The organism is Methanomicrobiales archaeon HGW-Methanomicrobiales-1 (assembly GCA_002839675.1).
In the GTDB taxonomy this organism is placed as follows: Archaea; Halobacteriota; Methanomicrobia; order Methanomicrobiales; family Methanospirillaceae; genus Methanoregula.
The window spans coordinates 1,035,392-1,057,611 of record PGYM01000001.1; the positions used below are offsets into that span (position 1 = coordinate 1,035,392).

Sequence of the window (22,220 nt, forward strand, 5' to 3'; positions counted from 1 at the left end):
CACTCTCTTTTAATTGAAATCTCCAACACTAATTTTGTCGCTGCGCTTATCAGCCCGGCCACCCAATATACTGAGCGAGAGGGAGAGAGCGGCTGACGGTGACTTAAGTGTCGCTGAGGAAAGTCCCCCCACCCACCGGTCACGCAGCCGTACGCAAGTACGGGTGGCGAGAGTCACGGCAATGGCACAGAAACGACACGGCCTGTTCTGAGCAATGAGGCGATCGAGCTGTAAAGCAAGAAGCATGGGTAACCATGCGAGTAACTCGCCGAGCGTTTGAGGAACAGGATACGTTGGAACGACGAATCCCTGCGGGTGCAAGCCAGAACAGGGCCAGTGGATAGTCCGGTATCCGCCCGGGTATGGCGCAGAGCTGAATGCCGCTAGAACAAAAGGAGGCTTACTCCTCCCACTCACACTTTTCATTACGTTTTCTCGTCCATATCACCGGGGCAAATCGGTTACTGCAAAAAAATTACCACAGGTACCGGAGATTATGTTTTCCTGATTCAATTGTCATCCTTTGAATAATGGTACATCTCATTTAATCCCGGTCATCCTATCAATTCCGGACGGTATCCCCTTTTATAATTCCGACATCCAATAAACCGGTATGGAAAATAACCGTCAGGATACGGATAAGGCTGGATTCAATCTCCTTATCCTCTCCATCTCTCTTGCCGCATTCATGTCGGCACTGGACGGCACAATCGTCAATATTGCACTGCCGACGATCTCATCCGTCTTCGATATCTCGACCAGCACCGTGAGCTGGGTCTCAACCATCTACCTGCTGGTGATGGCCGGCTGCGTTCTGATTTTCGGGAAATTATCGGACGGCATCGGATTCAAGAAAGTCTTCCTTTCGGGATTTATCATCTTCACGATAGGATCGTTCTGCTGCGCTCTCCTGCCGGATCTCCTCTCTTCATTTCCCGTGCTCGTGGGTTCACGTGCCTTCCAGGCAATCGGCGGCGCAATGATAACGGCGATTGCTCCTGCCATGGTTACAGCATACATACCCATGAAGCAGAAGGGAAAAGCCATGGGCATCATCATGACGGTTGCCGCACTCGGGACTGCCATCGGGCCAACCATCGGGGGTGTGCTCACCCAGTATCTCTCCTGGCACTGGATCTTTTTAATCAATGTACCGGTGGGAATTATCGCACTCATGCTCGGTGCAAAAGTCATCCCGGCATCAACACCCCATGACAGGATCTCCGGCTTTGACAAGTCCGGGGCACTCCTTATCTTCACCGGGCTTGCTGCGCTGCTCTTTGCCGTTTCGGAAGGAAATGAACTGGGATGGACATCGCCGGTCATCCTTGGCACCCTGGCACTTGCGATCATCACGCTCGCCTACTTTGTCTGGCACGAACTGAAGGTAGCAGACCCGTTGTTAGAGCTCCGCCTGTTCAAGAACCGGAACTTCCTGCTGACCAACCTCATCATGTCGCTGGTCTTTTTCAGCTTTGCCGGGATCAGCTACCTGCTCCCGTTCTATCTCCAGTACGTAAAAGGGTACGGCGCTTCCGATGCGGGACTTATCCTGACAGCCCTTTCAATAGCCATGATGGTATCCGGTATCCTTGCCGGCATGCTCTATAACCGGGTAGGCGGGAGAGTGCTCTGCATTGCTGCGGGCATTTTCCTGGTAGCCGGATTTTATATGATGACTCTCCTGCGGGTCGGTTCATCTACAGGATTTGTCATTCTCTGCCTGCTCATAATCGGGTTCAGCCTGGGTCTCATGATCACACCGGCTTCGAATATGATCATGAACTCCGTGGGCAAGGGATACCAGGGCATGGTCTCGAGTCTCACGAGCCTTGAACGGTTCGCCCCCCTGACGCTGGGAATCGCCTTTGCAAACCTGGTATTTACGCAGGGTATCATCGCCATTGCCGGGCATCATGGGATTACAAAACTCGCACCGGCAAACATCAAACTGGAACTTATGACGGCAGGGTTTGACCTTGCCTTCTTTGCCTCGTTCATTATAGCGATAATTATCCTTGTATTAGCCCTGTTTGCACGGCAGGAAGTACACCCGGATTACCAGTCGGACAATAACGAAGATACGATAACGGGAATTATCTGATAATTGTGAAGAAAATATTGATGAAAAGATTAATTTTTTTTCTGGTTTAAAAAAAATTTAATTATTTTTTCAGCAGGTCAAAGAACCCTTTCTTCGGTTTGCCCGCTTTCCGCTCTTTTGGGGGCCCGGGATAATACGGTGACTCTATCTCAAGGCGCGGGGACTGCTTTTCTTTGAGTTCGTCAGCAATCAGCGGGAGGTGGCCGTATTTTTTTGAAGTTTGCGGAATATCTATGCATTCATCCCGGACTTTTCCCCCGGCAAATTCATCAGCTACAAGCGGGAGATGGCCATACTTTTTCCGCATGGGTGATACCGGAGGGGTAACCGGGGGCGGGTAATAAGGTTCAGTATACTGCTCTACCGGAACCGTATCCCAGAGGTCTTCCGGAGTTATTGCCACGGGCGCAGGTTTCTTTTTTGAGATTTTGACAGAAACCGGTTGTACCGGATACGTTTCAGGAACATTAACGGTTTTAAATGATGATGCCGGGGAGTTAAACGATGTTCCGCAACGGTTACAAAAGAGGGTCTCTTCATCCGGAGCTACTGCCCCGCACTTTTTGCAGGCCGGTTTCTTATTCACGAGTTGCGTGCCAACCGCAGCACCGCACCGGTTGCAGAACTGCGACTGGTCGTCAGGAAGGGCATACCCGCAGCGCGGGCAGGCCGCACTTACGATCTCCGGTTCTTTTTTATATCCCGTGCCGCATTTGTTGCAGAAGAGCGCCCCGGCATCCGGAGCCGGTGTGCCGCACTTGCGGCAGATGCGCTGATCCGGTGCCGGCATCTCATGCACCGGTGCGCCGCAGCGGTTACAGTACTCAGACTGCTCATCGGAGATGATATTCCCGCAGCGTGGGCAGGACAGGGTGACGGGGTCCGGTTCTGGGGGGGGATATGCCGCACCACACCGGTTGCAGAAGAGCACATCGGCATTGGGAGCCGCATTGCCGCACCGGTTGCAGACCGACACTTTTGATACGGGCTCTTCAATGATGGAAGAACCGCACCGGTTACAGAACTCTGACCGGTCATCCAGCGCCGGATTACCACATCGTTCACATTTTTTTGCCATGCAGATGGATAGCGTATCATGGGAAGGGGTATAAATTCTGCGGTTTTTCTGACAATGCCGGCAACCTTTACGAAATTTGCGAATATCAAGCCATTAAAATCCAAATAGAGGGTCTGCCTAAGAATGATTACCTAAAGATGCATGGAGTCTTTTCATGGCGCCTCCTTTCCTGACCCCTTACCTGAATAAATGGACTATCGGTGTTGTCCTGCTCGCAATTCTAGCCATTATTGTACTTCTCTCGGTCTTGGGCATTCCCCCGACTTCTTCCTGCCCGGTAACCGTATGCAGCACGGACTGCACTATTCCGGTTACAGGCCCGCTCTTTCCGGGCCCGGTAGAAAAAATCACAGCCTTAAAAGATCCGGCATTTTCCCGGCAGTTATTTGCTGAAGCCATTGCAACCGAACCGCTTCTGGCAGTGCCGGGCACGCAGGTGCACATGGGATTCTGGTCGGGCAAAGGAAACCATGGCAGCATGCTGCGGGTGCTGGACGCCATCAATGAAGGACCGGCAGCATCAGCTGTTCCCCCCAACCGTGCAATCTGGGATGAGGGCACCACAGCCTATTACAATTACCCGTCCTACACCCGTATCCTTGACGAACACTGGTACGAGCGGGCTTCCGGCGTTAATGGTACTGTAATCATCTTCGGAAAATCCTACGCAGATCCCCAGCCGGTCACATTTGCCGAGGCCGATGAGGTATGGGGGCAGTATTCGGCACGGTATACCGATATGGCTGAACTGATCGCGCAGGCAACCGGAAAACCGGTCAAGGTCTGGTGTTTTGTCCAGGGTGCACGAGCGAACCGGATTTTCTACACATACGAGTTGCCGCAACTTCAACAGATGGAACAGAAAGGATACGTGCAGGTCTATTTTGCAAAAATCCCCGATGCTGACTGGACAAAGCCTGAAGACTGGATTAACGGGACTACCAATATCCCGGCACCTGCCCCGTGATAAGTGGAGACCACGACCATGACTATAACACCAACTCCCCCGGGCACGGAAGTGATGACCATTGCCTTTGACCTGATCTTCCGGCAGGGCCGGTCACCCCCGTCCTGCCCAGTACCCGATGATATGGATCTTCTCAACCGTATACGGGACAAGGTACACAATGAATCCCCGGCCATGTGCCGGGATGCCCTTATCCGTATCCAGCGGCTCTCGCACGATGTGTATGATATCTGCAATGCATTCCGCGAAGGTGAATATGGCAGCGGAGACGAGGCGATTGAGGCTGCGTTGGTTATCCTGCGAAAGAAATGTCCGGGACTCAGTGACGAGCAGTACCGGAAAGCGTTTGCGGTCGGTATGATGTGGACGGCGTTTTAGGAAAATTTGAATCTTTTTCGTTTTCATTGATGGGGACTGATACCCCCATAACCCCATTTAGGATGACCCCCCCCGAAGGGGCGCCCCCGCGGCGGATAAATTGGTTAAAACCCTATATTTTCGAATTCGATACACATCCCGGAACAACAACAACCAAAATGTTGGATTAAATTCCCAGCCCAGCGAGGCCCCGCCGAGGCGTCCGAACGACCCCAAAAGGGGGTGGGATACATCGCTACGATGCGAGAGATTTACCTGATAATAACACGAAAAATAACATAAAAAAATTTAAATTTTATTTTTTTCCTGTAAAAGATCTCCTCAACCCCGGTCAAATACCAGTGACATTCGTTGTCCCTTACGGCATCTATTTTGTAATTGCAGTCACATTGTATACATATGGAGAGTTGCGTTCACCGGATAGAAGTTCACTATACAACCGATCCCCGGTTAAAAACCCGGACCAGCAGGATCCGATCGTTAGGTTTTCCTGTAGATGAACTGCATCTCATCGATGTCTATACTATCGCCACCAGTACCCGCGATTTTTCCGGAAAGGAACTTGCCGATATCGGCACGCAACTCATCAATCCCGTTGTCCAGAAATTCCTGGTAGACACGCCAACCCTGATGCCATTCGATTACGCAATAGAAGTAGGATTTCTTCCGGGCGTTACCGATAATGTCGGCACCACAGCCCGGCAAACGATCGAAGATTTCTTGTCCATGAAATTTGTGGAAGGAGAAGCGGTCTACACTTCGCAGCTCTTTTTTGTCCGGGGCACGTTGTCTCCCGCAGACCTGCAGAAACTTGCCGCAACGCTTGCGAACCCGCTCGTGAACCGGGTACATATCAAAACCCGGGCAGAGTATAGTGACAAAGGCATGGATCCGGTTGTGCCCGTTGTCCATCTCCATGAAATGCATTCCGCTGATATCGTGAACCTGGATATCGATGACCAGGAACTCGCACGGATTGGCAAAGAGGGAATAATTGATGGCCGGACCGGCCAGCGGAGAGGGCCGCTTGCGCTCGATCTCGCCCAATTGCACGCGATACGCGACTATTTTGATGTCGAGATGCGGATGCCGACCGACATCGAACTCGAGTCGCTGGCACAGACCTGGAGCGAGCATTGCAAGCACACGATCTTTGCATCGGCCATGGATGATGATGTTCCAAGGGGGCTGTACAAGACATTCATCCAGGAGGCAACCAACAAGATCCGTGCCGATAAGGGAGAAAAGGACATCTGCGTTACGGTGTTTACCGACAACTCGGGCTCGATCATTTTTGATGACACGTACCTGGTGACGCACAAAGTCGAGACCCACAACTCCCCCTCAGCGCTCGACCCGTTCGGCGGTGCCCTGACCGGTATTGTCGGGGTCAACCGCGACACAATCGGTTTCGGTCTCGGGGCAAAACCCTGCATCAACTTCTACGGGTACTGTGTCGGGGACCCGGATACCAGCCCCGCTCTCTTCCGGGCAAAGAACAAAACCAATCCCATCCTCTCCCCCCGACAGATTCTTGACGGGGTGGTGCGGGGCGTGGGTGTTGGCGGGAACTGCTCGGGCATCCCCACGCCGCAGGGCTGGTGCTGGTTCGATCACCGGTACGGGGGAAAACCGCTCGTTTTTGCCGGGACGGTCGGCGTTATGCCGCTCGAACATGCAGGCCGGAAACTCTACGAGAAACAGGCCGCGCCCGGCGATCTCATTGTGGTTGCCGGTGGCCGCGTGGGAAAAGACGGCATCCACGGCGCCACGTTCTCTTCTGAAGCGCTCGACCCGGCCAGCCCGGTGACCGCAGTGCAGATCGGCGACCCTATCACCCAGAAGAAACTCTCCGATGTAATTGTCAAGGAAGCACGTGACCTTGAGTTGTACCGGAGCATCACGGACAATGGGGCTGGTGGGATCTCGTGTTCCGTTGCCGAAATGGCCAAGGAGTGCAATGGCTGTCACGTGCAGCTCGACAAAGTGCCGCTGAAATATCACGGCATGGCCCCATGGGAGATCTGGATCTCGGAATCGCAGGAACGCATGACCCTTGCGGTGCCGCCGGAAAAACTGGATGCACTCATGACCCTGATGCAGAGCCGGGAAGTGGAAGCGACGGTGATCGGGACGTTTACGGATTCCGGCAAATGCGTGGTAGAGTGGCACGGCAATGTCGTGATGGAGATCGGCCTGGACTTCCTCCACGACGGCTTGCCGAAAAAGCACCTCAAGACTACGTACACGAAACAGACCTGGCCCGAACCGGACACTCCCTGCCCCGACCGTCTCGATGCAACCCTTCGCTCGATGCTGGGCCGGAAAAATATCTGCTCGAAAGAGTTCATCTCCCTCCAGTACGACCATACGGTGCAGGGTGGCCACGTGCTTGGGCCGGTGCAGGGAGCCGGCCGGGTGCAGGGTGCAGCCACGCTGACCAAAGTGGTGCAGGGCTCGAAAAAAGGCGTGGGACTTTCGCAGGGACTTTTTCCCGCATACTCCGAGATTGACCCGTACCGGATGGCCGGCGCTGCAATCGATACTGCCATCCGGGGCCTTATCGCCATCGGCGTCCCGCTCGATACGATTGCAATTCTTGACAACTTCTGCTGGTGCTCCTCCGATGAACCCGAGCGGCTTGGCCAGCTGAAACTTGCGGCGAAGGGTTGCTACGATTACGCGGTTGCATTTGGCACCCCCTTCATCTCCGGCAAGGACAGCATGTACAATGATTTCTCGGGCTTCGATGCGGAGGATAACCGGGTAAAGATCTCGGTGCCTCCCACGCTGCTCATCTCCTCCATAGGCATCCATGCGGACGTGGCCAAATCGGTTTCCCTTGACGCGAAGATCGAGGGCGACTTAGTATACATTATCGGGGAGACTGCTGAAGAACTGGGCGGGTCGGAGTATTTCGCCCTGCTCGACAGGATCGGCAATACGGTGCCGGCACTGGACGCAACGGTCATGAAAGCCCGGTACAGCCGGCTGACCGATGCCATTACCCATGAACTCGTGGCCTCGGCCTTCCCGGTCAGCCACGGGGGGCTGGGAACAACGCTGGCCAAAGTTGCAATCGCGGGCCAGCTGGGTATGGATATCACCATACCGACGGCCCTGCGCCCGGACTATTATCTCTTCTCTGAATCACTTGGCCGGTTCGTGGTAACGGTTGCCCCGGACCACAAGCGGGAGTTCGAGCGGACCTGCGGGGCCGATGCCCTGCTGCTGGGCCGCGTTGGCGGCAAAAACCTGCGGATAACATCGGATAAACTCCTGCTGGATATTCCCGTAACTGAACTCGAAGCGGTGTACAAGGCACCCTTCCGGGGGTACTGATCATGACCATTGCTGCACAACAAACCTCCTTAAGGAAAGTCGGTGCATCGCGGGGAACTGCCCCGGTGATGATCGATGAAAAAGCGCTGATCATGAGCGGCTTTGGGATCAACTCCGAGATGGAGACCAAAGAGGTACTTGCCCGGGCCGGTATGGACGCAGACATTGTCCACATCAATGACCTGATAGCCGGCCGCAACCGGCTGTCGGACTACCGGCTGCTGGTCTTTCCCGGCGGTTTTTCCTATGGTGACGATACTGGTGCCGGTAATGCGTACGCCAACCGGGTGAGAAACAATATCTGGGACGATCTCCTGGAGTTCCTTGACGGCGATAATCTCGTGCTGGGAATCTGTAATGGCTTCCAGATTCTCGCAAACCTCGGGTTAGTACCGGCGTTTGACAAGCACTATGCCCGCGACATTGCCCTGATGCCCAACCGGGGCGGCAGGCTGGAGTGCCGGTTTGTTTCCCTGAAACCCGCTGCCGACAATCTCTGGACAAAAGGTATCGAACGGCTGTACTGCCCGGTGGCCCATGGTGAAGGCAACCTCTCGTGCTCGCCCGAGACCCTGCTGCGCCTCAAGCGACAGAAGCAGATTGCGTTTACCTACTGCCACGAGGACCTGACCCCGGCCTATGGCGAATACCCGTGGAACCCGAATGGTTCGGTAGAGGATATTGCCGGGATCACGTCCGCTGACGGCAAAGTGCTGGGCCTAATGCCGCACCCCGAGCGGGCCATGGAGTTTGTCAACCTGTATGACTGGCCGCTCAGGAAAGAAGAGATGCGGCGCAAAGGTGTGGCGCTGCCGGCAGAATCATTAAACATGCACCTGTTCCGGAATGCCGTCGGGTATTTCCGGTGAACATTTTTTCTGAAAATTTTTACTTTGTTCCGGGCAAAAAATTTTGACCGGTTCGTCATTTTACAATAACAATCAGGTCGCCATCCGGAGTTATATTATATCGCTCAGAGATCGTTGCATCATCCCAAGCACTCGTTCTGCCAAAAACAAGGGAAATTTTTTCACGAATCCGGATTATTTTCTCATCATCATATATCGTAACGGGAGTATCCATCTTCCCGGCACGCCGGGGTTTGTGCATGCATTCCATGCAACAGCATCATACGATTGCGATATTAAACCGACAGGAGCGAGTCGCGAAAGTGTCAATCACCGCTGTATCTGCGGATAGACGGGCATCATTTCCGGATTGAGAGAAGATCCTCAGCCGCGTCCTGCATGTAACGATGGGAATCCTCGATGCCCTGGTTGTAAAATTCCGGTGCTAATTCTTTTTGTATGAAATCCAGGATCAGACCCGCAGCCAGGTCACCGAGCTCTTCTTCCCGCTCGTGTAAAAAATATTTCTTTATCTCCGCGACCATCTCGTCCCTTCTCTCGCTGGTTAACGCGAACAATTTTTCATCCCGCATATCCATGCATCTGATTTTTCCTGTAAAACATTTTTCGTCGCATCTCCGCTGCCCGGGAATAACCCTAGATTAACGTCATTATCTGAAGAGAGAAACTTCCAATATCAGCCCCTAAACAGGCCTTCATTTCATTTTCACCCACACCTATTAATCTGAAAAACGATTGCCACCTCAATGATGCGATTTGCTGACTTTTTAGAGCCAATTGACCAGGGGATTCAGCCAATCGGGGTTCAATGTGCAGTTTTCAAAAACAATAGTGTCATTTTTTGTGAATTGGTGTCATTTTGGAGACCGGCAACCTCCGGGAAAGTCGCGCGGGCAGTATCAATAGCATAAAAAAAATGTCACAAAATTCTTGAAAAAATCGATAACCAGGGTTACAAGCAGGTAGAATATTTTTAAGAAAAATTATCGGAAACTAAGGGAATGAACGGGTTGGGAAATCCCCGGTCTTATTTTGCGCTGTCATACCCGCAGCGTTTGCAGGTGTAGCTGCCATCGGGCCTGACTTTCAGATTGGTATCCTGGCACTTTGCACAGATCGGCTTATCACGTTTCACTCGTATGGCTTGTGGTTTTTGATCCATGAGGATTGGTTGTTATATACCTATTTAGATATACCGTCATCGAAGGAGTGGCATATCCCTGCCTTTTTCCTAACCACATATTCATTGCCAAGCAGGCATAATAACGGATGAGCACTATGACAATTTCTCTTCGATTATGGGTATCTATCATGCTCGTCTGTGTACTGCTGGCCCTGCCCCCGGCTGCTGCGGTCTCATTATCACCCGGCAGCTCTTTTTCAGGTGCAGCGTCAATAGCAAACGGCGACCCGGTCTATATTCACGGCATAGCCACCGGTCACCCGCAAAACGGCCTGCAGGTATGGCTGTTTGGGAATAATTATATGAAAATTTCCACAGTGTCAACTAACGCGGATAATTCCTACGAGTACGAACTCAAACCTGCGGATACCCGGGCCCTTGCACCGGGACAGTACTATGTCCTGATCCAGCATCCCATGATGAACGGGCAGTTCGATATTTACTATGATGCCGCAACGGGCCAGATTGTCAACCGCCAGCTCGGGACCGGGACATCCATCTTCCAGCTCACCGGATCCGGCAGTCTCCAGACACCGGCCGGTGCAAACGCACTGATGCAGGCAATCAACAGCCAGAATGTTGACGATACCTTTGCTGCCACATCGTTTATCGTCAATCCTTCGACCGCATTTATCGACCCGGTCGGGACTCATGCGGTGGGAGAACAGTTCACTATAACCGGTTCAACCAACCTTGCCGTCGGGGATAACCTGATGGTCGAGATCACCTCTTCGTCATTTAAACCCACATCAAAATCGCAGAGTGCCGAATTCTCGGGTGCATCGGGCATGGTCAAAGTAGAACAGGGCAGCGGTACATTGAACCGGTGGTCGTTTCCGGTCGATGCCTCCACATTCAAGCCGGATGAATATATCGTTAAAGTCTCCGGTATCACCGTGGATGTAACGGGATCTACCCTTTTTACTATCGTAGCAAAACTCCCCCCCACTCCTGCGACACCGGCACCGGTTGTTACAGAACAAACACAAGCACCGGTCACTACAACAATACCATCACCAACACCGGTGCCCACAACCCAGAAAGCACCAGTACCGGTGACTATACTGATCGGTGCGATTGGGCTGGCAATCCTGATGAACACGAAACGAAGAGAATAACTCCGGAAAATTTTTTTTCCGTTTTTTTAATTGTTTGTCAGACTTCTGAAACTATCCACAGATCCTCTGGCCGGACCGGTAAAAATTACTGCAATAATTCCTCAATAGCAATGCCTTAAAAACAATAAATATTCCATAAAATTTAGATTTATTTCCGCCCTGTTTTTGTAAAACAAATTCGATTATGTTATATGTTAGCATGCTACAATATAGCATGGTACTATGTTCGGATTACCGGATATCACAATCATTGTTTTTGGAATAGTAACGATCATTGCAATCGCTTTGCTCATTATATGGGGAATAACCTTTAAGGGGCATGATTAATATGGCCGATTTTGTCACTATTGCGGTTGTTTCTCTCTATTTCCTTGCCATGCTCGGAATTGGATTCTGGGCATCTAAAAAGATCAAGAACACCAACGATTATCTCAATGCCGGACGCTCCTTAGGATTCTGGATGTTCGTTCTCCTGATGATAGGAACGGTCTGCTCGGGCATGTCCCTGCTCGGGGTTTCCGGTCTCGGGTATAAGATGGGCTGGCCAACGATGTGGGAACAAATATTTGTCCCGCTTTCGATTGCGTTCTGTATCGTCTTTTTTGGCGTGAAACTCCATAACGTTGCAAAAACATCCGGGTACGTAACGGTACAGGATTACCTTGCTCACCGGTACGAGAGCCCGACCGCTCTGCGAACACTCGCTGCAATTGCCGGTATCATCGTTTCACTCATCTACCTTGTCGGACAATATACCGCAATTGCGATCGTGCTTATGTGGCTCTTCCAGATCCCGCTCTGGCTGGCCCTGCTTATCGCAACCGCAGTGACCATGGTCTATACCGCGATTGGCGGGCTCTACGCGGTGGCGTGGGCTGCAACCATTCAGTCCATCATCCTGATTGTCGGCGTGCTCATCATGGCACCCATCATCATATTTTATGCGGGCGGATTTACTCATGTCAATGAATTCATTGCATCGGTAAACCCGAACCTTGTCATGCCGTGGATGCCGACCGGTGCATTTGCCATCCCGTACATCTTCTCGTTTGCCATACTCCTCATGGTAGGCCTGGCCTGTGCCCCGCATGTCATCAACAATGTGCTGGCGATAAAAGATGTCAAGTACTTTAAATGGGCACCACTCATCGCGTTCTTCATCTACCTGGCAACCATGGTCCTCTTGAAATTCACCGGTTTTGCCGGGCTCACCATGGTAAAAGAAGGAGTGTTCGCCCTCCCGAATGTCCCAAATGCCGGGGATTTTGTTATCCTTTACGGGATCCAGTATGCCCTGCCTCTCATCACGCTCTGGGCAGTCTTTGCCGTTATTGTGCTTGCCGCCGTCATGTCCACGACCGACCGGTTGATGCTGACTATCGGGGCGATGTTCTCGTGGGACATCTACAAGAAAGTGTTAAAACCCGATGCGGATGACAAATCCGTTCTCCTGCTCTCAAAAATTGTGGTAGTGATCTCCGCTATTGTCTCCATGATCCTTGCAATCAACCCGCCGGAGATGCTGGCAAGCCTCATCTGGATGGGTATCGGGGTCATGCTCGCAACATTTGCGGTCCCGCTCCTTGCCGGTCTTTACTGGCGGGGAGCAACCCGTGAGGGAGCGCTTGCGGCAATGTCACTGGGGCTAATTTCCTCACTCATTATAGGGGGTCTTAATTATTCCAAGACGGTTGCCATGGGCTTCGAATTTGCAACAATTCCCATGCACTTCTCATTCTATGCATTCGTGATCTCCATTCTTGCAATGATTATTGTCAGCCTGTTGACTGCAAAAACCTCTGAAAAAGTGCTCAACGAGACCCAGACCGGCTGGTACTTCTCAAAACATTAATCTATTTTTATGATTTCAGGGACAGACAATACTGGACATCTTTATAAAAAAATTCTGGGTGTCCGGGCGGGCAGGTTTTTACCTGCTGGCAAAACATTTTTTCCCCATTGACATTCAACGATGGTACCAGATACTCTCATAAGGTGATTGTTCTGCGATTCTGTCCACTGTGCGGCAATGCTGTTAAGCCCGAAAATAAATTTTGCAGGAACTGTGGCGCCTCCCTCCGGCCGGATCTATCCGGAACCGATGAAGCAGCATCCCCGCAACGGTTACTGTCCGGCCGGTTTCCCCGGGTCTCACTCTCCGGGATCCCATCCAGAAACAGCCTTATCGCGGTCGCGGGACTGGTTATCATCATCCTTGTTATCATCTCCATTGGCTATCCCCTGCTCATGGTCCCGGGAACCACCGCTATTGCAGGTACACTATCGTCCCCTGCAACAGTGCAGTCTCCCGCTGGCGGGCCCGGGGATTACCCGGGCGGATCATACGTGATTGTTGAAACAGAAGAGCCAACGCCATTACCTGCAACAGAACCACTCATCACAGCCACCACGATTATTCCCAAAACACCGGTCACCACCCTCCAGACCACGGTTCAGGTTACAAAGTCTGTCTTCTGCGCTGCTGACCGGCTTGCCTGCAATAATACCTGTATTGACCGGAGGACTGACAACAACAATTGCGGGTATTGCAATAATTCCTGTCCCACCGGAACCTATTGCCTGAACGGTAATTGCGCACTTACCTGTTCTGCCGGACAGGCCAGCTGCATTGACGGCTGTTTTGATCTGCTGACCAACCCCCGTCATTGCGGTTCCTGCCAAAATTCCTGCCCGGCTGGGCTGATCTGTTCTGCGGGCAGGTGTGATTCGCCCGTAACTCCCATGCCGGTACCCCAGTGACTTGTCAGTAACGATAAGAAAGACGGGCGGGACGGAAATCCATCCCCTTTTTTACACTCATCAATATAAATTCCGGGTGCCAACGTATGAGCAGTGACAACAGCAATTCTTGGCGGTGGGCTTTCAGGACTCGCACTGGCCCGCCTGCTGCATGAAAAAGGCAAGGATGTCATTGTCCTTGAAGCGGAACCGGCATATGGCGGGCTCTGCCGTTCAAAAACCGAACAGGGATTCACGTTCGATATTGGCGGTTCGCATATCATCTTCTCCCGGGATACCGAAGTGCTCGGGTTCATGCGGCGGATGATCGCAGGAAACGAGCAGCGCAATGACCGGAATACAAAAATTTTTTATAAAGACCATTACGTGAAATATCCGTTTGAGAACGGGCTTTCTGATCTCACAATCGAGGACCGGTTCTTCTGCATCAACGAGTTTGTAAAGACCCATGTTGCCGTGGAAAAATGCGAGCTTCCTGTACCGGAAAATTTCCGGGAATGGATATACTATACATTCGGTAAAGGCATTGCCGAATGCTACATGGTTCCCTACAATGAGAAGATCTGGAAGTTTCCCACTGACCAGATGTCCCTGCACTGGGTGGACGGGCGCATCCCCCGCCCCCCGGTCGAAGATGTGATCAAATCAGCCATCGGTATTCCCACGGAAGGGTACACCCACCAGTCGGTCTTTTCCTACCCGCTCGACGGGGGCATTGAAGCGCTTGTGAAGGCTGTCGCCCAACCTATCCGGGAAAAGATCAGGACCGGGTTCCGCGTAACATCAGTGCGGAAAAAAGACGGGCGTTTCGAGATCAGTAATGGCAGTGAGACAATTGTGGCCGACCGGTGCATCTCCACGATGCCGGTACAGCACCTTGTTGCAGCCCTTGAGGGTGTGCCTCTCCGGGTAAAGGAGGCTTGTGCAGCCCTCAGGTACAATGCCATTGTCTGCGTGAATATCGGTATACGGGGAACAGTTCCGGATATCTCGTGGCTCTATATTCCCGAGATAGCACTCGGCATGACCAACCGCATCTCGTTTCCATCCAATTACAGTGCCCGGGCAGTACCCGAAGGCTGTGGATCGGTGCTTGCGGAGATTACCCACCAGCCGGGCGATGAAGTCTCCCGCATGGATGATGGCACGCTTGTTGCCCATGTAGTCCAAACGTTAGAGGCAATGCAGATCCTCACCAAAGACCGGGTTGTCTATTCCTCGGTAGAACGCCAGCCCTATGCGTATGTGGTCTATGATCTCAATTACCAGAAAAATATCGCCATTGTAAAAGAGTATTGCACATCGGTTGATATCCCGCTTGTCGGCCGGTTTTCCCAGTTTGAGTATCTCAACATGGACGGCTGCCTCCGCAGCGTTATGGATTTTTCTGCGCAGCAACCGGAGTCCTGATTCTCCGGTTTTGGCACACGCTTATTATCCGTTAACGTAAAAATGGTACAGGAGTATTTCCTTTAATGATTTCCGTTATCATTCCCACCTTTAACGAAGAAGAGAATATCGCCCAGTGCTTGGTCTCGCTCTCGCACCAGAATATTCCGCGGACCGAATACGAGATCATCGTAGTTGACGGTGGCTCAAAAGATACCACGTGTGAGATTGCAAAGAAGTATGCCGACAAGGTGTTCACCCAGACCAGCAGGAAAGTCGGCGGGGCCCGAAACGACGGGGTTAAGGAAGCAAAAGGCGATATCGTTGCAACAACGGACGCAGACTGCATACTTCCTCCGCACTGGATCAAAAACCTTGCAGAGGATTTTAAGGATCCAAAGGTAGTGCAGGTCTATGGCCCGGTCTATCCCATCGAAGAAGGAATAGGGAACCATTTCTCGCTCCTGCTCGCCAACACCTTTGCCCGCATCGGCTATTACAGCAAGACCTTTTTCTATACACTTGGCTGCAATACAGCGTTCCGGAAAGATGCATTCACCCGGGCAGGGATGTACCGCTGCATTGATGCCGGCGATGACCTGGAGATCGCGATGCGGATGAAAGACGAGGGAAAGATATACTTCGATAACCGGCTCAAGGTGGGTTTTTCCATGCGGCGGTACCAGAAATTCGGCACCCTCCAGTCACTCTACGAATGGATATATATCGTGTCCAAGGGCGGGAATTCTGAAAAATACTCGTATTCCCAGAAAAAGTACAAATAATTTTTTTTCTACCCTTGTTACCGGCAGGATCGTAAAAGTATGCCAGCAGCAGATCAACCAGCCAGCAGGAAAGCTCAGGAAGAGCGTCGGATTGCCGCTTTCAACCAGAGCCCGTTTGCACAATTGCTGGGCATGACCATCACTGAAGCGCATGATGGCTATTCCCGGGTGGTTATGGATTGCTGCCAGACATTAAACCCGCACGATGTGGCGCATGGGGGTGCAATTTTTGCTCTTGCAGACCAGGCATTCGGTATTGCGGCAAATTGCGATAATGCTGACCGGGTCGCAGTCTCGGTGCACATCCAATATATTGCACCGGCAACCGGCCCCCTTGTTGCGGTTGCACACCGCGTTGCCGACAATGGCCAGTACTCAACATTCCGGGTAATGGTCTATGAAGGTGAGCGCACCATTGCTGAATTTGACGGAGTAGCGCTCCAGGTAAACCCACCCCCACGATAAACAGGATCCTTCTGGATTTTTTCAATTTTTTTTACCAATTACTAAATATCTGGCGTGAGTATCTGTCACTATGACAGAAAATATGCAAAGACCCGGTATGCTGCGCCTTGCAGCAGCAGTAATTCTTGGCATTATCATCGGCACTGTTTTGTTCCTCATCGCTGCGCTTGGAATTGGTGTAATAAATGATAAGCTGGGCATGCAGATCCCGGTCAACCTGCTCATAGCAGAAAATATTTTTAGTTTGATCCTGTTCGTACTCTTTCTTATCATTGGCATTGGCGGTATGTGCTGGCAGGTATGGAACACCCCGTCATCCAATGAAAGAATGGAAGATTAGATAGGAAGATTCAGGAAATCGCAGGAACGATGCGGACAATCAGGTCTGTTTCCTCTTTTTTTCAAACATTTTTAGATCGTTTCCTCAGCATTTTTCATCTGCCCGGTCACACTAGGTTTGTATGACTCCTGAAAAGACGGCAGTGATGACCGTTGCCGGTCTCATGGCCCTTGCCGCACGCACGGCCCCGAAAGGAAAAGGGGTGGACACGATCATCATCCGGGTACTTACCGGCAAAGAAATATCCACGCTCGCAACCCGACTCTCGGACCTTGGAGAAAAGCAGGGCATTGGCTTTTTTTTACGGGATGCAAAGAACATCTCGGCTAGCGATGCATGCGTCCTTGTCGGGGCACGCGGAGACACCATTGCCGGCATCAACTGCGGGGCATGCGGGTATGCAACCTGTGCAGAAATGACAACGGAATGCAAAAAACGGAAGAACAAGAAGACCACACCGTTCTCCGGGCCCAACTGCGCAATACGCATGGCGGATCTCGGTATTGCCCTTGGCTCGGCAGTAAAAACCGCCCAGTTCCATAATGCCGATAACCGGATTATGTATTCCGGTGGAGTCGCGGCTATCGATCTCGGGCTCATGGGAAAGGATTGCACAGTTGCCTATGCGATTCCGCTCTCTGCAACAGGCAAAAACATTTTCTTCGATCGCTCCTAATGGAAACTGTTACCATGCCGATCATGAAAATCCGTGGCGGAGATCTCGATCTCGTGGAGTACGAGTTCAAATCATTCGCTCCAATGACGATCTTAAAGACGCTCGGACTTGAGAAAAAGAAGTATAAGCTGGCTCCAAAAAAAGGCAAAGTTATCGTAAAAGCCCCGGCACGCATCCACTTAACCGTGCTGGACATGAACCGGTTTGCCCCGGACCACCCGGGCGGCGGGGGTATCGGGTTTGCGATCCAGTGCTACTGTACTGCAACCGTAGAATGCACAAAAAAATCAATCTCTATCAACTACGAGCGCGCCCCCATTGTCGAAAACTTTGTGGCGGTTTTCAAAAAGGCGGTCGGTTATAATGGCGGTTTTTCCATTACGGCAACCGATCATGAACAGAAACACGTGGGCCTTGGATCGACCAGCACCGTAATGATTGCAGTTGCGACAGCGATGAATGTCGCTGTGGGTTCCCCGCTTTCCAACACCCAGCTCCGTCACCTTATCGGCCATAACTATGTCGAAGAGACCGAAGACGGGAATATTGCCTTCGGGTTCGAGACCGGTGTCGGCCCGGCAGTAAGTACCTATGGCGGCATGGCAATCATGGGCGATGAGCTCTCGCTGGTCTACCACCATGCGTTTGCCGAAGGAAAAAATGTCCATATCATCATCCCCCCGACCGACATTTCATCGGCCGGTACCCAGGAATTCGATCTCCTGATGAACAAGGCGCGGACACTGGATTACCGGGACCGCGAACTCAAGGCATATCTTTTCTTGATGGACCTTGTCCCTGCACTGGAAAAAGATGACATAAAAAAGGCAGGCGATGTGGTCTGGGAGATCGAGTTCCGGGGATCCAAGCGGGCTGAAGTGGAGCACCACAGTTACGGGATCTATCACTACATGAGCCAGCTGCGGGAGAAAAAACTCGAGTTTGTCGGTATGAGTTCGGTAGGACCTTCCATTGCCGTAGTCACTGCGCTTGACAGGAAGTCCATGGATACACTGCTCAAACCTCTTGGCCTGAACGTTACCATCAGCACAAAAGTCGATAACAAGGGCATGACGATCCGCCATAAAAAATAATTTTTTTAAGTGAAATTTTACCACCGAAATTTTTCCTTCCTGTTATTATTGCGATGTCTCCCACCATCATTTAGAGTCGCTGGCCGCCTCGGCAGGGCCTTGCTGGGCAGGGAGGTTTATCCAAATTATAATTAGATTAAGCGGGTCTTAAGGTGATTTAAAAAATCCGGCTCCATCCTTTTTATCGACGGGATTGCCACGAGAACGCCCATCGGGTACGGCAGAACCTCATTCATGGGAGTATGGGGGCATCAGCCCTTATCAATAAGCAGATTCCTGTTGCCCGCCAATATTGATGACTATAAAAAAATTATTCTTTCCGGGCTTCAGAATTTTTCCGGTTTTCCAGGTACCCGGATACAATGCCATAGAGTATGAACAGGATGGTTATCACACTCAGGGCAATGACAGCAATGATCATGAGGCTCATGTTTTCTTTTACTACCGTAAATGAACCAAAATAATACCCGGCCAGAACAACTCCCGCAGTCCAGCACACGGCACCCACCACATTATAGAACAGGAAGCGGTGATAGTGCATGGATCCTACGCCGGCAAGGAACGGGGCAAACGTCCGCACCAACGGGACGAACCGTGCAACAAAGATCGTCGCACCACCGTATTTTTCATAGAAAATATACGTACGGTCAATATACTCTTTTTTCACAAGATTGGGGAACCGCTCGAGAAAAACATGCAGGCCGATATAATTGCCAATCCAGTAATTTGCGGAATCTCCCAGTACTGCACCAAGAATAATTGCAATAAACAGCCACTGAAGATCCATTATCCCGCTTGCTGCCGCCGCACCTGCAACAAAGAGCAGGGAGTCTCCAGGAAGGAAAGGCATAATGACAAAACCGGTCTCAAGAAAAATGATGCAAAATAGAATCAGGTACGTCCACATGCCGTATTCATGGACAACAGAGACCATGTTCTGGTCGAGATGAAGAAAAATAGTGATCAAAAAATCGAACATATGGGTAAAAAAATATGGGCTCGGTCCCTATATTAAGTTGAGTTCCTGCCGGTTAGCTAAAATGCGGTAATTCCAATCGGAGTGCGGAAAAATTATCTCAAAAATCATCCGCTTAAGAACATATATCGGGGATAAGCACCTAAAATGATTCACTCGATCGGATAATATCATCCCCCATGGAGTGATGTAACAATGTCTCATATCTGTTCTACAAACCTGCTCCGCATTCTCGCAATCGCATGTATCGCTGTGCTTTTTATTTCACCGGCACATGCATTTACCGCAAATTCTCTTGATATTACTATTGACAAAAGCGGTGATGCTACGGCAAGTTTCAAATTTACCCTTGAGGGTTTTTTGGAAAATGCCATACCCCAGTCTATGCTGGAAGAAGAACTCAAAAAAGGCCTGACCACCAGTTCAGAACCCCCGGTTCTCCTCTCCATGGACAAAACGGGAGCAGTCATGATCTTAAAAAAATTTGCCGATACGCAGGATGTGGCAACGGGAACTGAGTACCGCACCGCTTCCATGAATTTCCAGAAGGCAGAGATTGCCTTAAAAGAATCTGCATTGAGCAGCGTGGTGACTGCCGATTTTACACCTGCAAAGATCACGATAACATTCCCTGATGCTTATACAAGGTCATTTGCAAACTCAGCGGTTCTTCCTTCACTCACCCATATTGTGATCGATCCTTCGAAACCTTCTGCCTCCACAACCATGGATCAGACCGGCAGCATTAACGTAACTGCGTCCCCGGAAGGTGTTCAGGTATCCATTGATGGCAACTATATGGGAGATACTCCCGGGACATTTTCTGATATTCCGGCAGGAACCCATACGCTGCTGTTCCAGAAAGAGGGTTTTCAACCCGTGACAAAGACCATAGCCATCGTTGAAGGCAAAACAACCAATGTATTTGTATTCCTCCAGTATTCGCCACAAACAACTACTGCCCCCCAGGGAATTCTGCCTGTTCCCGGGTTCTGTCTGTTGATCACGGGACTTGCGGTCAGCGGATGCATCATGTTGCGAAAGATAGTCCGGTAATTTTTTTTTTGATAATTCATCCAGGAGAGGATGGAAGAACACCCTTTTTAGGGGATTATGCATTTCTTCACCATCTACGATCTGCAGAGTCACATCTTCGGACACATTCTGTATCGGGGTCCGGTGATTAGGCAAGGATGTCCGTAAACCTCCTTGATCGTTGGATGTCAGAAAGGGGACGATACAGTGAGGCCGTTTTATCCAAAACACAAAAAAAGAAAAAAAAGTTACTGGTTATTTCTAATGGAGAAGAACGCCAGCACAAGAAGCGCTCCGCACGCCATCAACGGAAGCGTCGCGGATTTCTGCTGGGTTGTGGGAGTAACCGGTGACATTCCGGCAACAACCGTGCTCACTGCACCCGCGTTTACCGTTGTCGTGACTTCATAATCCTGGTAACCAGGCTGCCGGACCATCACGACATGGCTTCCCACAGGAATATCCTTTAAGGTTAATGGAGTAATCCCGACAAAATTATTGTCAATTAATACATTTGCGCCAGCTGGTGTTGAGGAGATGGATAATTCACCATAGCCGGGTTTTGGTCCCACCCGTGAAAGAATCGCGTTGATTTCCGAAACCGTGTTTGCATTTACACTGACCGGAGTCGTATAAGTCTCGTAACCCGAAAGAGCGAGGGCAATGGTATGATCGCCAACGCCAATGTTATTCAGTTTCAGTGAGCCGCTTGAAGGGGTTTGCCCGTAATTATTCCCATCCAGGGTTACCGATGCGCCACCGGGACTTGAGGACACATATACCCATCCGACATTGCTCACGGGTACCGGGTTGAGTGTGCCTGAAACGGTTTTTGTCCCGCCGGACGGTACGGTGACGGTTGATTTCCAGTCATAATATCCTGCATGGTCGAGTTCGACTATGTGGGTACCGGATGCAAGGTTGTTGAGGGTGAGGGGAGTTGTTCCACGGTACATGCCATCCAGGACCACTTTTGAGTTTGTGGGATCGGAAATCACATACAAAGCGCCCGAAGTATCCAAGGGAGAGAGGGGGCAATAGACAGACGAACGTGTCCCGGATGAGACCGAAGTGGTTGTCGTGTAGGTATGGTACCCGTTGAGTTCTGCCTGTATCGTGTAACTTCCTGGCCAGACTTCGCTGATTGTCAGGGGGGCACTTCCCCGGTAGTTGCCATTAAAATAAATTGAGGCACCGGACGGTGACGATTCAACATAGATTGAACCATAATTAACCGGTGGAACCGGTGTTGGAATCGGGTTTAATGTGGCGTAATAAGTCCTTGTTTCCCCGGCACCCGGCATCGAGATATCCCCGCTGTAAGGAGTGTACCCGGATTTTTCTACGGAAAATGAATGGTACGGGGCAGCCGTCGTATATACTGAGACCGTGAGGGAACCCCCGTTGATCAAGCCTTTTTCCACACCATCAAAATAGACTCTCGCCCCATCAACATTGCAGCGGATATCAATCCATCCCTCTTCGCCGCCAAGTGCGCTTACCACCGGGATGGTAAGCAGGAACATACTCATAGCGATACCCACAAGAAAAAGCAGTTTTTTCATAGTAATTCTCCGTCTAGGGAGAATGGCTTTTTCCAGTATAAACATTTCTGGTAACCGGAAAAAAACATCATCAGGAGATATTTTGCAGAGAAAAAA

The 22,220-nt window shown here is 51.0% G+C and carries 20 protein-coding genes and 1 other RNA gene; 16 read left to right on the forward strand and 5 right to left on the reverse strand.

The features are described from left to right. Positions 1-76 precede the first annotated feature (76 nt). An RNA gene (gene rnpB / locus CVV30_05140) (RNase P RNA component) lies at positions 77-415 on the forward strand. A 198-nt stretch (positions 416-613) separates the two neighbouring features. After that, positions 614-2,104 (forward strand): MFS transporter, encoded by a 1,491-nt coding sequence (locus CVV30_05145; protein ID PKL70736.1) that lies wholly within the window; start codon positions 614-616, stop codon positions 2,102-2,104. 61 nt (positions 2,105-2,165) lie between these two features. On the opposite strand, the gene CVV30_05150 is transcribed toward CVV30_05145, so the two are convergent. Further along, positions 2,166-3,182: a hypothetical protein gene (locus CVV30_05150; GenBank protein ID PKL70737.1), complete on the reverse strand. Its 1,017-nt coding sequence runs from the start codon at positions 3,180-3,182 to the stop codon at positions 2,166-2,168. 154 nt (positions 3,183-3,336) lie between these two features. Between CVV30_05150 and CVV30_05155 the strand changes: the two genes are divergently transcribed. From CVV30_05155 to CVV30_05170, 4 genes are all read left to right on the forward strand, one after another. Next, positions 3,337-4,149 carry a hypothetical protein gene (locus CVV30_05155; GenBank protein ID PKL70738.1) on the forward strand — a complete coding sequence of 271 codons (813 nt, stop codon included), beginning with the start codon at positions 3,337-3,339 and terminating at the stop codon, positions 4,147-4,149. A 54-nt stretch (positions 4,150-4,203) separates the two neighbouring features. Next, the gene (locus CVV30_05160; protein ID PKL70739.1) at positions 4,204-4,527 is read left to right on the forward strand and encodes a hypothetical protein; all 324 of its coding nucleotides are present in this window, start codon (positions 4,204-4,206) and stop codon (positions 4,525-4,527) included. 399 nt (positions 4,528-4,926) lie between these two features. Continuing rightward, positions 4,927-7,869, forward strand: coding sequence for a phosphoribosylformylglycinamidine synthase (locus CVV30_05165; GenBank protein ID PKL70740.1), 2,943 nt, complete (start codon positions 4,927-4,929; stop codon positions 7,867-7,869). A 68-nt stretch (positions 7,870-7,937) separates the two neighbouring features. Continuing rightward, positions 7,938-8,738 (forward strand): phosphoribosylformylglycinamidine synthase, encoded by an 801-nt coding sequence (locus CVV30_05170; protein PKL70972.1) that lies wholly within the window; start codon positions 7,938-7,940, stop codon positions 8,736-8,738. 55 nt (positions 8,739-8,793) lie between these two features. On the opposite strand, the gene CVV30_05175 is transcribed toward CVV30_05170, so the two are convergent. Both CVV30_05175 and CVV30_05180 read right to left on the reverse strand, forming a co-directional pair. After that, positions 8,794-8,979: a hypothetical protein gene (locus CVV30_05175; GenBank protein ID PKL70741.1), complete on the reverse strand. Its 186-nt coding sequence runs from the start codon at positions 8,977-8,979 to the stop codon at positions 8,794-8,796. 97 nt (positions 8,980-9,076) lie between these two features. Further along, the gene (locus CVV30_05180; GenBank protein ID PKL70973.1) at positions 9,077-9,310 is read right to left on the reverse strand and encodes a DUF2164 domain-containing protein; all 234 of its coding nucleotides are present in this window, start codon (positions 9,308-9,310) and stop codon (positions 9,077-9,079) included. A 697-nt stretch (positions 9,311-10,007) separates the two neighbouring features. Between CVV30_05180 and CVV30_05185 the strand changes: the two genes are divergently transcribed. The 9 genes from CVV30_05185 (at position 10,008) to CVV30_05225 (ending at position 18,548) form a co-directional block, all read left to right on the forward strand. After that, positions 10,008-11,039, forward strand: coding sequence for a hypothetical protein (locus CVV30_05185; GenBank protein ID PKL70742.1), 1,032 nt, complete (start codon positions 10,008-10,010; stop codon positions 11,037-11,039). A gap of 328 nt (positions 11,040-11,367) precedes the next feature. Continuing rightward, a complete protein-coding gene (locus CVV30_05190; protein PKL70743.1) occupies positions 11,368-12,891 on the forward strand; it encodes a sodium:solute symporter in 1,524 nt (507 codons plus the stop codon). A 143-nt stretch (positions 12,892-13,034) separates the two neighbouring features. Then, a complete protein-coding gene (locus CVV30_05195; protein ID PKL70744.1) occupies positions 13,035-13,799 on the forward strand; it encodes a hypothetical protein in 765 nt (254 codons plus the stop codon). Between the two features lie 93 nt (positions 13,800-13,892). Further along, on the forward strand, positions 13,893-15,209 hold the full coding sequence (locus tag CVV30_05200) for an FAD-dependent oxidoreductase (GenBank protein ID PKL70745.1): 1,317 nt from the start codon (positions 13,893-13,895) through the stop codon (positions 15,207-15,209). 65 nt (positions 15,210-15,274) lie between these two features. Then, positions 15,275-15,973: a glycosyl transferase gene (locus CVV30_05205; protein ID PKL70746.1), complete on the forward strand. Its 699-nt coding sequence runs from the start codon at positions 15,275-15,277 to the stop codon at positions 15,971-15,973. Positions 15,974-16,012: 39 nt separating this feature from the next. Beyond that, the gene (locus CVV30_05210; GenBank protein PKL70747.1) at positions 16,013-16,438 is read left to right on the forward strand and encodes a hypothetical protein; all 426 of its coding nucleotides are present in this window, start codon (positions 16,013-16,015) and stop codon (positions 16,436-16,438) included. Between the two features lie 97 nt (positions 16,439-16,535). Continuing rightward, on the forward strand, positions 16,536-16,778 hold the full coding sequence (locus CVV30_05215; GenBank protein PKL70748.1) for a hypothetical protein: 243 nt from the start codon (positions 16,536-16,538) through the stop codon (positions 16,776-16,778). Positions 16,779-16,899: 121 nt separating this feature from the next. Continuing rightward, positions 16,900-17,454 carry a hypothetical protein gene (locus tag CVV30_05220; protein PKL70749.1) on the forward strand — a complete coding sequence of 185 codons (555 nt, stop codon included), beginning with the start codon at positions 16,900-16,902 and terminating at the stop codon, positions 17,452-17,454. 14 nt (positions 17,455-17,468) lie between these two features. After that, complete coding sequence (locus tag CVV30_05225; protein PKL70974.1) at positions 17,469-18,548, forward strand: GHMP kinase; 1,080 nt, start codon at positions 17,469-17,471, stop codon at positions 18,546-18,548. A gap of 310 nt (positions 18,549-18,858) precedes the next feature. Here CVV30_05225 and CVV30_05230 read toward each other — a convergent pair whose 3' ends face one another. Then, entirely contained in the window at positions 18,859-19,527 is a 669-nt protein-coding gene (locus CVV30_05230; GenBank protein PKL70750.1) for a hypothetical protein, read from the reverse strand. Between the two features lie 192 nt (positions 19,528-19,719). On the opposite strand from CVV30_05230, the gene CVV30_05235 reads away from it, so the two are divergent. Next, on the forward strand, positions 19,720-20,580 hold the full coding sequence (locus CVV30_05235) for a hypothetical protein (GenBank protein ID PKL70751.1): 861 nt from the start codon (positions 19,720-19,722) through the stop codon (positions 20,578-20,580). A gap of 227 nt (positions 20,581-20,807) precedes the next feature. On the opposite strand, the gene CVV30_05240 is transcribed toward CVV30_05235, so the two are convergent. After that, positions 20,808-22,169: a hypothetical protein gene (locus CVV30_05240; protein ID PKL70752.1), complete on the reverse strand. Its 1,362-nt coding sequence runs from the start codon at positions 22,167-22,169 to the stop codon at positions 20,808-20,810. Between the last annotated feature and the right edge of the window lie 51 nt (positions 22,170-22,220).

Bases quoted from the DNA above. Each gene is read 5' to 3' on its own strand.
- CVV30_05145 (PKL70736.1), top strand. From the start codon at position 614: ATGGAAAATAACCGTCAGGATACGGATAAGGCTGGATTCAATCTCCTT.
- CVV30_05150 (PKL70737.1), bottom strand. From the start codon at position 3,182: ATGGCAAAAAAATGTGAACGATGTGGTAATCCGGCGCTGGATGACCGG.
- CVV30_05155 (PKL70738.1), top strand. From the start codon at position 3,337: ATGGCGCCTCCTTTCCTGACCCCTTACCTGAATAAATGGACTATCGGT.
- CVV30_05160 (PKL70739.1), top strand. From the start codon at position 4,204: ATGACCATTGCCTTTGACCTGATCTTCCGGCAGGGCCGGTCACCCCCG.
- CVV30_05165 (PKL70740.1), top strand. From the start codon at position 4,927: ATGGAGAGTTGCGTTCACCGGATAGAAGTTCACTATACAACCGATCCC.
- CVV30_05170 (PKL70972.1), top strand. From the start codon at position 7,938: ATGATCGATGAAAAAGCGCTGATCATGAGCGGCTTTGGGATCAACTCC.
- CVV30_05175 (PKL70741.1), bottom strand. From the start codon at position 8,979: ATGCACAAACCCCGGCGTGCCGGGAAGATGGATACTCCCGTTACGATA.
- CVV30_05180 (PKL70973.1), bottom strand. From the start codon at position 9,310: ATGCGGGATGAAAAATTGTTCGCGTTAACCAGCGAGAGAAGGGACGAG.
- CVV30_05185 (PKL70742.1), top strand. From the start codon at position 10,008: ATGAGCACTATGACAATTTCTCTTCGATTATGGGTATCTATCATGCTC.
- CVV30_05190 (PKL70743.1), top strand. From the start codon at position 11,368: ATGGCCGATTTTGTCACTATTGCGGTTGTTTCTCTCTATTTCCTTGCC.
- CVV30_05205 (PKL70746.1), top strand. From the start codon at position 15,275: ATGATTTCCGTTATCATTCCCACCTTTAACGAAGAAGAGAATATCGCC.
- CVV30_05210 (PKL70747.1), top strand. From the start codon at position 16,013: ATGCCAGCAGCAGATCAACCAGCCAGCAGGAAAGCTCAGGAAGAGCGT.
- CVV30_05215 (PKL70748.1), top strand. From the start codon at position 16,536: ATGCTGCGCCTTGCAGCAGCAGTAATTCTTGGCATTATCATCGGCACT.
- CVV30_05220 (PKL70749.1), top strand. From the start codon at position 16,900: ATGACTCCTGAAAAGACGGCAGTGATGACCGTTGCCGGTCTCATGGCC.
- CVV30_05225 (PKL70974.1), top strand. From the start codon at position 17,469: ATGCCGATCATGAAAATCCGTGGCGGAGATCTCGATCTCGTGGAGTAC.
- CVV30_05230 (PKL70750.1), bottom strand. From the start codon at position 19,527: ATGTTCGATTTTTTGATCACTATTTTTCTTCATCTCGACCAGAACATG.
- CVV30_05235 (PKL70751.1), top strand. From the start codon at position 19,720: ATGTCTCATATCTGTTCTACAAACCTGCTCCGCATTCTCGCAATCGCA.
- CVV30_05240 (PKL70752.1), bottom strand. From the start codon at position 22,169: ATGTTTATACTGGAAAAAGCCATTCTCCCTAGACGGAGAATTACTATG.